Annotated in this window: 12 protein-coding genes; 4 read left to right on the top strand and 8 right to left on the bottom strand. The window is 71.8% G+C overall.

From position 1 onward, the window contains the following. Nucleotides 1–4: 4 nt before the first annotated feature. Together Z052_RS15900 and Z052_RS15905 are read left to right on the top strand one after the other, a co-directional pair. Nucleotides 5–349 carry a DUF5802 family protein gene (locus tag Z052_RS15900; RefSeq protein ID WP_049930796.1) on the top strand — a complete coding sequence of 115 codons (345 nt, stop codon included), beginning with the start codon at nucleotides 5–7 and terminating at the stop codon, nucleotides 347–349. A 223-nt stretch (nucleotides 350–572) separates the two neighbouring features. After that, entirely contained in the window at nucleotides 573–1,358 is a 786-nt protein-coding gene (locus Z052_RS15905) for a TSUP family transporter (RefSeq protein WP_049930798.1), read from the top strand. 36 nt (nucleotides 1,359–1,394) lie between these two features. Here the strand turns inward: Z052_RS15905 and Z052_RS15910 are convergent, their stop codons facing one another. Next, nucleotides 1,395–1,925: a PH domain-containing protein gene (locus Z052_RS15910; RefSeq protein ID WP_049930800.1), complete on the bottom strand. Its 531-nt coding sequence runs from the start codon at nucleotides 1,923–1,925 to the stop codon at nucleotides 1,395–1,397. After that, on the bottom strand, nucleotides 1,922–2,575 hold the full coding sequence (locus tag Z052_RS15915) for a PH domain-containing protein (protein ID WP_086219095.1): 654 nt from the start codon (nucleotides 2,573–2,575) through the stop codon (nucleotides 1,922–1,924). The genes Z052_RS15910 and Z052_RS15915 overlap by 4 nt, the downstream gene beginning before the upstream one ends. Before the next feature lie 205 nt (nucleotides 2,576–2,780). Between Z052_RS15915 and Z052_RS15920 the strand changes: the two genes are divergently transcribed. Then, nucleotides 2,781–3,689, top strand: coding sequence for a Vms1/Ankzf1 family peptidyl-tRNA hydrolase (locus Z052_RS15920; RefSeq protein ID WP_094520895.1), 909 nt, complete (start codon nucleotides 2,781–2,783; stop codon nucleotides 3,687–3,689). Nucleotides 3,690–3,710: 21 nt separating this feature from the next. Here Z052_RS15920 and Z052_RS15925 read toward each other — a convergent pair whose 3' ends face one another. The 5 genes from Z052_RS15925 to Z052_RS15945 all read right to left on the bottom strand — a co-directional run bounded on the left by Z052_RS15925 (nucleotide 3,711) and on the right by Z052_RS15945 (nucleotide 5,740). Further along, nucleotides 3,711–4,103 (bottom strand): rhodanese-like domain-containing protein, encoded by a 393-nt coding sequence (locus tag Z052_RS15925; protein WP_086215398.1) that lies wholly within the window; start codon nucleotides 4,101–4,103, stop codon nucleotides 3,711–3,713. After that, the gene (locus Z052_RS15930; protein WP_049930806.1) at nucleotides 4,103–4,429 is read right to left on the bottom strand and encodes a cupin domain-containing protein; all 327 of its coding nucleotides are present in this window, start codon (nucleotides 4,427–4,429) and stop codon (nucleotides 4,103–4,105) included. The genes Z052_RS15925 and Z052_RS15930 overlap by 1 nt, the downstream gene beginning before the upstream one ends. 47 nt (nucleotides 4,430–4,476) lie before the next feature. Further along, the gene (locus Z052_RS15935) at nucleotides 4,477–5,010 is read right to left on the bottom strand and encodes a cob(I)yrinic acid a,c-diamide adenosyltransferase (RefSeq protein ID WP_094520896.1); all 534 of its coding nucleotides are present in this window, start codon (nucleotides 5,008–5,010) and stop codon (nucleotides 4,477–4,479) included. Next, nucleotides 5,007–5,246: a glutaredoxin family protein gene (locus Z052_RS15940; RefSeq protein ID WP_049930810.1), complete on the bottom strand. Its 240-nt coding sequence runs from the start codon at nucleotides 5,244–5,246 to the stop codon at nucleotides 5,007–5,009. Before Z052_RS15940 ends, Z052_RS15935 begins: the two co-directional genes overlap by 4 nt. A 95-nt stretch (nucleotides 5,247–5,341) precedes the next feature. Continuing rightward, nucleotides 5,342–5,740 (bottom strand): thioesterase family protein, encoded by a 399-nt coding sequence (locus tag Z052_RS15945; protein WP_094494565.1) that lies wholly within the window; start codon nucleotides 5,738–5,740, stop codon nucleotides 5,342–5,344. Between the two features lie 109 nt (nucleotides 5,741–5,849). Here Z052_RS15945 and Z052_RS15950 point away from each other — a divergent pair, with 109 nt between their 5' ends. Then, the gene (locus tag Z052_RS15950) at nucleotides 5,850–6,332 is read left to right on the top strand and encodes an Lrp/AsnC family transcriptional regulator (RefSeq protein WP_049930813.1); all 483 of its coding nucleotides are present in this window, start codon (nucleotides 5,850–5,852) and stop codon (nucleotides 6,330–6,332) included. On the opposite strand, the gene Z052_RS15955 is transcribed toward Z052_RS15950, so the two are convergent. Further along, a complete protein-coding gene (locus Z052_RS15955) occupies nucleotides 6,329–7,345 on the bottom strand; it encodes an amidohydrolase family protein (RefSeq protein WP_094494564.1) in 1,017 nt (338 codons plus the stop codon). The genes Z052_RS15950 and Z052_RS15955 overlap by 4 nt on opposite strands. Between the last annotated feature and the right edge of the window lie 46 nt (nucleotides 7,346–7,391).

Here is a 7,391-nt window from a genome sequence, read left to right on the forward strand (position 1 = left end):
TAGAATGTTCGAGCGATTCTCGAGCGGCTACTACCTGGGGGAACTGTACGTGGAACCCCATGACGGCGAGCGCGCCGTCATCCGGCGGGCGGACCACGAACACGTCAACGAGCAGCTGTACGCGGACGGGGACGGCGTCGAGCGACTCGACGCCCCGCTCGTCATGAAAGTCGACGGCGGCCACATCCCGGTCGGCGGCGACGACGACGTACCGAGCGGCACGCTCGCGATTCCGCAGGGACTCGCCGACGAGACGCTCCCGGACCGGCGGAACGTGCTGTTGGCGGACGCGGACCGCGCCGAGACGCTCCTCCGCTGGGAGGGGTGGGAGCCGTTCGTGAACGCGTAGGACGCCGCCGCGTGTCTGAGGGAGTCGCGAACGGCGAAGGCCGCGGCGGTAGCGCCCGGAGACCGATAGGGGCGGGCCCGCGCGTCGAGTCGAACTGCGCGTGGGACCGACCGGCATAGCGACCGCGTAGGCGGGAAATGGTTCGATGTCGGGCCGCGGACGCCGCCGGAGCCGCCCGATCGGGCACTCGTGTTATTATGCCGGTCCGGCTCGTGTCGAACGTATGGCGCTCGCGCTCTCGGCCGAGCTGGTTGCGACCGTCGCGGTCGTCGTCGCGGTCGCGGGCGCCGTCAACGGGGTCGCGGGGTTCGGCTTCGCGGTCGTGGGGACGACGGTGCTCGCGTCGACGCTCGACCCGGCGGCCGCCGTCGCGTTCATGATCGTCCCGATGTTCGCGGTGAACGTCGCCCTCGTCGGAGAGCTCACGCGCGAGGAACTGCGGACCTGCGGGGCCCGGTTCGCACCGCTGCTCGTGGCCGCGCTCGTCGGCACCCTCGCGGGGATGGCGCTGCTCGATCGCCTCCCGGCGGCTCCCCTGCGCGTCCTGCTCGGCGTCGTCTCGCTCGGGTTCGTGGCGACCGCGCAGCGCGCGGTCGCGCTCCCGTCGCTGCCGACTTCGGCCGACCGCGAGCGCGCCGAAGGCCCGCTCGTCATGGGGGTCGTGGGCGTCGTCTCCGGCGTCCTGTTCGGCGCGACGAACGTCGGCGTCCAGCTGGTCGCGTTCGTCCGGAGCTTCGACCTCTCGCACGGGGTGTTCGTCGGCGTCGTGGCGCTGGTGTTCGTCGGGATCAACGGCCTTCGCGTCGGGGCCGCGGGCGCGCTCGGACTCTACCCGGACGCCGCGTTCGCGCTCGCGTCGGCCGCCGCCGCGGTCCCTGCGGTCGCCGGCGTCGCCGTCGGGACTCGCCTCCGAGACCGCGTGAGCGAGCGGCTCCGGCGCGGCCTCGTCCTCGGCCTCCTCACGGTCATCGGGCTCCGGCTGATACTCGGCGGCGCGGGCGTCGCCTGACCGGTGTCGCCGTCGCTCCGCCGGAGTCGCCGCCGGTCAGTCGACTGCGGCCTCGATGTCGCGGACGACGGACAGCACCGCCCGCCACTGCTCGACCGTCCCGGGCGGCTCGCGGTCGACGGTCCCGGTCCGGTCGGTGATCGACCGTCGGACCGCCTGCGGGTCGTTGATCCGGCGGAGCTCGAGGTCCGGCCCGCCGGCGACTTCGATCGTGACCGTGCCGTACCCGAACGCGGAACCGGTCACCGATTGACTGTACGCCGTGTTCTGTACCTGTGCCAGCCCGACGCGGCGGACCTTTCGGCCGAGCACGCCGCGTTTCGACCAGATCGCTCGAGTCGTGACCACGTAGTCGGTCCGTGTGACGCGGAGCAGTTCCCAGCCGGCGATGCCGACGCCCAGCGGGCTCGCCGCGGCGATGCGCGGGTCGACCGCGGCCGCCGCGAGGAGCGCGACGGCGACGGTCGCGACGCCGACGACGCCCCCGCCGAGCGCCGCCGACAGCCGCGGGCGACCCGTCCACACGACGGTCTCGTCGTCGTGCCGAAACCACCAGTCGCCGGTCATCGGTCCTCGCACGCCGTCTCCGACGCGGTCCGCTCGGCGCCGACGTCCTCGCCGGTCGCGGTCGGCGTCTCGGCGTCGCCGCCGGCACCGTCGTCGGTGACCGCGGAGCGGATCGCGCGAAGTTCGACGAGGATCTCGGCGAGCACGTCGTCGGCGTCGCCGTCGCCGTCGGCGCTGTCCCGCTTTCCGGCGTCGATCTCCCTGGCGATCAGCTCCTGGACCGACGCCGGGTCCGGAATGCTCCGGAACCGTAGCTCGACGCCGGAGCCGCCGGCGGTGCTGACCTCGACCGACCCGTACCCGAGCGACGAACCGATGGCCGACTGCGAGTAGGAGATGTTCTGTACCTTCTCGAACCCGATCTGTTTCACGTCCCGGGAGAGGATGCCCCGCTTGCTGTAGAGCCCCTTGTTCGTGACGACGTAGTTCGTGTTCTTGTACTGGAGGTAGCTCGCGGCGACGATCGGGATCCCGACGAGGACGAGCGACAGGGGAACGCCGACGAGAAGCGCCGGGACGACGCTGTACCTGTGCGGCGTGCTCGCCCAGCGGATCTCCTCGTCGTCGTCGAGCGACAGCCAGTCGAGGTCGAGGTCGGCGGTGACGCCGTTGCCGGTCTTCGGTTCCTCCTGGAGGGACGGAGACGACATATCCCCCGAAGCGTCGGGAGACGCTAAAACGGTGGCGGAGGCGCACCGATCGGGTCACGCGCGAAGCGGACGACGTGAACGCGGCGACGAACGGTCGCGCGGGAGACGGCGGCGGACGGTGGCGCGACGCGCGGACGGCCCGGAGAGCGGCGTCCGTCTCCGCCGCAGACGCACCTTTTAGGTCGCGGCGGGTCGCGAATTCGGTATGATCGACAGGCTGCTCGGGCGCGCCGAGCTGAAGGAGCGCATCGAGGAGTTGGAGGAGGAGAAGCGTCACCTCGAACGCCGCGCCGAGGCCGAGGAGGAGCGGCGGTCCGACGCGGTCGCCGACCGGCAGCGCGCCGAGGAGCGCGTGAACGAGCTCGAACACCGGATCGAGTCGTTAGAGGAGCGGCTGGAGCGCGCCGAGGGGACGGAGGAGACGGTCGAGTTCCGCCGCGTGAGCGACCGCAGCGGCTCGCGGCTGACGGACGCGCTCGAGCGGTTCCGGGCCGTCGAGAGCGACGACCCGGAGGGGTTGCTCACGGCGTATGTGCCGGACGCAGACTCGGTCCCCGCGACCGTGTCGGACTGGCTCGGCGACCGGACGGCGCTCGTCCGGCGGGCCGCGCCCGCGGTCGTCCTCGCCGACGACACGGGCTCGGTGAGCGCCGCGCTGACGCCGCCGGTCGAACCCGAACCGTTCGACCGGTGGAGCGACCGGTTCCGGCTCGACGACGCGTGGTTCCGCCCGACCGGCCGGTTCGCGTTCGCCGTGGTCCGCTCGGACACCTTCGCGGTCGGCACCTACGAGGGCGACGAGCGGGTCGCTTTCGAGGGGTTCACCACCGACGTGAAGGAGGCACACTCGAAGGGCGGCTTCTCGCAGGGGCGATTCGAGCGCCGCCGGGAGGGGCAGATCGACGACCACCTCGACCGGGCCGACGAGGCGCTCGCCGCGGTCGCCGCGGGAGAGGACCTCGACCGCGTGATCGTCGTCGGCGAGCGCAGCGTGCTGGGCCGGGTTCGGGACCGCGCCGACGTCACCGACGTGTCGGACGCAACCGGCAAGCCGAAGGGAGCGCTCGACGACGCGTTCCGCGACTTCTGGCGGGTGCGGATTCGTGCGATCTGAACCGGGGACGCCCGTCCGGCGTCAGAACGGGCTCTCAGGCCCCTCGTCGGGATCGCTGGCGGCCGGCTCGTCCGACGCGGGCAGGTCGCCGATTTCCCGCTCCCACGCCTCGATGCCGCCGCGGAGGCTGTCGACGCGCGCGTCCTGCGTCCCCTCGTAGCTGCCGATGAGCTGGGCCGCCTGCTGGCTGGCGACGCCGTGGGGGCAGACGGTGACGATGCGGTCGCCGCCCTCGAGCTCCGCGATCCGGTTCGTCAGCTCCGGGAACGGGATGCACTCGCTGTCGGGGAGGTGCCCTCGGTCGAACGCGCGCCGGTCGCGGATGTCGACGATGCGGAGCGACTCGTCGGGAGAGCTGTCGCCGCGCTCGTCGAGCAGGGCTGACAGCTCTTCGGGGTCGATTTCGCCGTCCATCAGTGGAGCGGGGCGAGGGTGGCCGTGAGCACGGCTCGGTCGTCGGTGTCGTTGCGGGCGCCGTGGACCGCGCCCCGGGCGTTCTCCACCACTGCCGGGGCCGCGAGCGCCTCTTCCTCGCCGTCGCGGATCACCGTCGGTTCCCCCTCCAGCACGTGGAACACGTTCGTGGCGTCCGCGTGCTCGTGGGGGTCGACGGTCGCGTCCGGGCCGAGGACGAACGCCTTCACGAGCGCGTCGTCGGTGACGACGACCTCCGCCGTCTCGACCTCGCCGGGAGCCGGGTCGAGATCGGCGACCGCCGCCGCGTAGCTGTCGAGCGTCATACCCGCACCTCGCGCGGGACGGGGAAAAATCGCGCGCTCGGGGCGGCTCAGTACGTCGGCGACTCCTCGGGCTCGCCGTCACGCGCGTTCGCGACGCGGCCGAGGGTGAAGAGGAGGTCAGAGAGGCGGTTAAGGTAGGTGACGACCGCCTCGTTGATCGGCTCCGAGCGCGCCAGGTCGACGACGCGCCGCTCCGCGCGCCGGACGACGGCGCGCGCGTGGTGGAGCGCCGCCCCCGCCTCGCCGCCGCCCGGGAGAATGAACGACCGCAGGGGCTCCAGCTCCTCGTCGAACGCGTCGATGCGCTCCTCCAGCAGGTCGGTATGGTCGGGCTCCACCTGCGGGTCGTCCGGGTCGGGGTCGGGGTTCGCGAGGTCGGCCTGAACGACGTGAAGATGGTTCTGTATCGTCCCCAGCAGCTCGTCGATGTCCTCGTGGCCCGTCGGGCGGACCGTTCCGAGCAGCGCGTTCGCCTCGTCGACCGAGCCGTACGCCTCGATGCGGTGGCTGGACTTCGACACCCGGCTCATGTCCCGGAGGTCGGTCTCCCCCTCGTCGCCGCGACCGGTGTAGATGCTCATGCGAGGGTCCTCTCGACGTAGTCGACGATGTTCGCGCTCTCGGCCATCGTCACGCCGCGTCCCTCGTCGACGAGGACGGGGACGCCGCGCTGGCCGCTCACTCGCTTCACCTCGTTCCGGTCGGAGTGGAGCGCTTCCACCCACTCCGTCTCGTACTCGACGCCCGCGTCGTCCAGGGCGTCGGCCGCCTTCTCGCACCACGGACACCCGTCGAGGGCGTACAGTCGAACGCTCATACCGATCGATCGGTCCGCGCGGTCAAGAAGGTGTGCGTCCGACCGCGACGGTGGGGGAGGCCTCGTATCGCAGCCCCGGGCCGCGGGCCGCCCCCTCAGCGATCTCGGTACGACGCCATCGCCTCCCGGTGTGCCTCCGGGATCGGCGTCGGCTCGCCCGTCTCCGGGTCCACGGCGACGAGCGTCGCCTCGGCTTCCGCCGCGACGGCGTCGCCGATCCGGATATCGTGCGTCATCGTCGCGCTCGACCGGCCGAGATCCGCTATCTCGACGCTCACCGCGACCGCGTCGTCGTCGAGTTCGACCGGTCGCCGGAAGTCGATCGACAGCGACGCCAGCACGGTCGACGCCCCCGAGATGTCGAGGTCGAGGACATCGCGGAAGAAGCGCGTCCGCGCCTGCTCGATGTACGTCGCGTAGACGGCGTTGTTGACGTGGCCCATCGCGTCGATGTCGCGGAACCGAACGTCGATGTCCGCGGTGTAGGTCGCCATATCCGACCCACTGGCGGGGATCGTATGTAGGCGTCGGGATCGGCGTCGACCGCGGCGGCGCCGGGCGCCCCACCAACGTATAAAACCGACACGCGCGTACCGGCGAGACATGGACAACGGCGCGATAGACGACGTCGACAGGGCGATCCTGTACGCGCTCCAGGCGGACGCGCGGAACACGTCGTCCGGGGACATCGCGGAGCGGGCCGGCACCTCGGACAGCACCGTCCGCAAGCGCATCCAGCGGTTGGAGTCCGAGGGCGTGATCAAGGGGTACAGCGCCAGCGTCGACTACCAGCGGTCGGGGTATCCGCTCCGGATGCTGCTCTACTGTACCGCGTCGATACCGGAGCGCGGCGAACTCATCCCCGACATCCTCGCGATCGACGGAGTCGTGTCGGTCCAGGAGCTCGTCACCGGCGAGCAGAACCTCCTCGTCACCGTCGTCGGCGAGTCGGACAGCGACATCACGCCCGTGGCGCAGGCGCTCCTCGACATGGGCGTCACCGTCGCCGACGAGGTCCTCGTGCGGACCCACGAGACGACCCCGTTCGGGCGGTTCGACGCCGGGCGGGACGGGGCGGAGGACTAACCGACGACGCGCTCGACGTCGAGCCCGGTCGCCCGCCGGACGACCGCACGGACCGGGTCCTCCGAGCCGGACAGGTTGTCGGAGTCGCCGTCGAGGACGAGGAGGGCCGCCCGCCGCCCGGGCTCGATCGCCCCGCAGTCGAGGTCGGCGATTTCGGCGCCCGCGGCGGTCGCCATTCGCAACACCTCCCGGTCGGTCACGTCGAACCGCTTCGCCGCCGTCGCCATCTCGCGGAACATTGACGGCTGGTTCAGCATGGCGTTGTCGGTGCCGAGCGCGACGGTGGTGTGGTCGAGCAGCTCCCGTATCGGCGGCGTCCCGACATCGAGGACCGCGTTCGCGCGCGGACAGACGGCGATCGGGACCGACTGGTCCGCGACGCGCTCCAAGTGGTCCGGCTCGGCGTGGACCATGTGAACGAGCAGATCCGGGTCGTAGTCGAGCGCCGGGTGGATGTCGGTCGCGTCCGGCTCGCCCGCGTGGATCGCGAACGGGCGACCGCGATCCTCGCAGGCGGCGCGCTCCGCGGCGAACTCGTCGTCGTTCGCGCCGGAGGCCCCGTAGCCGTCGGCGACGTCGAGGACCGACGGGTCGCCGCTCCCGAAGATGAACGGGTCGACGCCCGTCTCCGCCGCCGCCTCGCGGAGCGCCCGCGCGCCGGCGGGCCCCGACTCGCGGAAGTCGAGCGTGGAGACCGTGCCGGTCCGACGCATGAACCGGAGCGTCCGCCGCATCGCCGACACCAGTTCGTCGCGGTCGGCGGCCGCCAGCCGCCGGTGCTTCAGGCTGTCCGGCGGCGCGACCGCCTCGTCGAGCGACAGGCCGACCGCAGCCTCCTTCGCGACGGAGTCTCCGAGGTGGGTGTGCGCGTTGACGAACGCCGGCAGCACGATGTCCGTCGAGTCGGTGTCCGTCTCCTCGACGGCGTCGATCCGCCCGTCTTCGACGACGACGCGTCCGCGGACGGGCTCGAACGACTCCCCGACCAGGACGGTCCCTGCGAGTTCTCGCATACCGGTCCTCCGGACTCCGAGCCGATATGGTTTCCTGAGTCGCGAC

The sequence above is a fragment of the Halorubrum sp. C191 genome, from assembly GCF_002727095.1.
GTDB lineage: Archaea > Halobacteriota > Halobacteria > Halobacteriales > Haloferacaceae > Halorubrum > Halorubrum ezzemoulense.

Bases quoted from the DNA above. Each gene is read 5' to 3' on its own strand.
- Z052_RS15915 (WP_086219095.1), bottom strand. From the start codon at position 2,575: ATGTCGTCTCCGTCCCTCCAGGAGGAACCGAAGACCGGCAACGGCGTC.
- Z052_RS15920 (WP_094520895.1), top strand. From the start codon at position 2,781: ATGATCGACAGGCTGCTCGGGCGCGCCGAGCTGAAGGAGCGCATCGAG.
- Z052_RS15950 (WP_049930813.1), top strand. From the start codon at position 5,850: ATGGACAACGGCGCGATAGACGACGTCGACAGGGCGATCCTGTACGCG.
- Z052_RS15910 (WP_049930800.1), bottom strand. From the start codon at position 1,925: ATGACCGGCGACTGGTGGTTTCGGCACGACGACGAGACCGTCGTGTGG.
- Z052_RS15925 (WP_086215398.1), bottom strand. From the start codon at position 4,103: ATGGACGGCGAAATCGACCCCGAAGAGCTGTCAGCCCTGCTCGACGAG.
- Z052_RS15935 (WP_094520896.1), bottom strand. From the start codon at position 5,010: ATGAGCATCTACACCGGTCGCGGCGACGAGGGGGAGACCGACCTCCGG.
- Z052_RS15945 (WP_094494565.1), bottom strand. From the start codon at position 5,740: ATGGCGACCTACACCGCGGACATCGACGTTCGGTTCCGCGACATCGAC.
- Z052_RS15955 (WP_094494564.1), bottom strand. From the start codon at position 7,345: ATGCGAGAACTCGCAGGGACCGTCCTGGTCGGGGAGTCGTTCGAGCCC.
- Z052_RS15940 (WP_049930810.1), bottom strand. From the start codon at position 5,246: ATGAGCGTTCGACTGTACGCCCTCGACGGGTGTCCGTGGTGCGAGAAG.
- Z052_RS15930 (WP_049930806.1), bottom strand. From the start codon at position 4,429: ATGACGCTCGACAGCTACGCGGCGGCGGTCGCCGATCTCGACCCGGCT.
- Z052_RS15900 (WP_049930796.1), top strand. From the start codon at position 5: ATGTTCGAGCGATTCTCGAGCGGCTACTACCTGGGGGAACTGTACGTG.
- Z052_RS15905 (WP_049930798.1), top strand. From the start codon at position 573: ATGGCGCTCGCGCTCTCGGCCGAGCTGGTTGCGACCGTCGCGGTCGTC.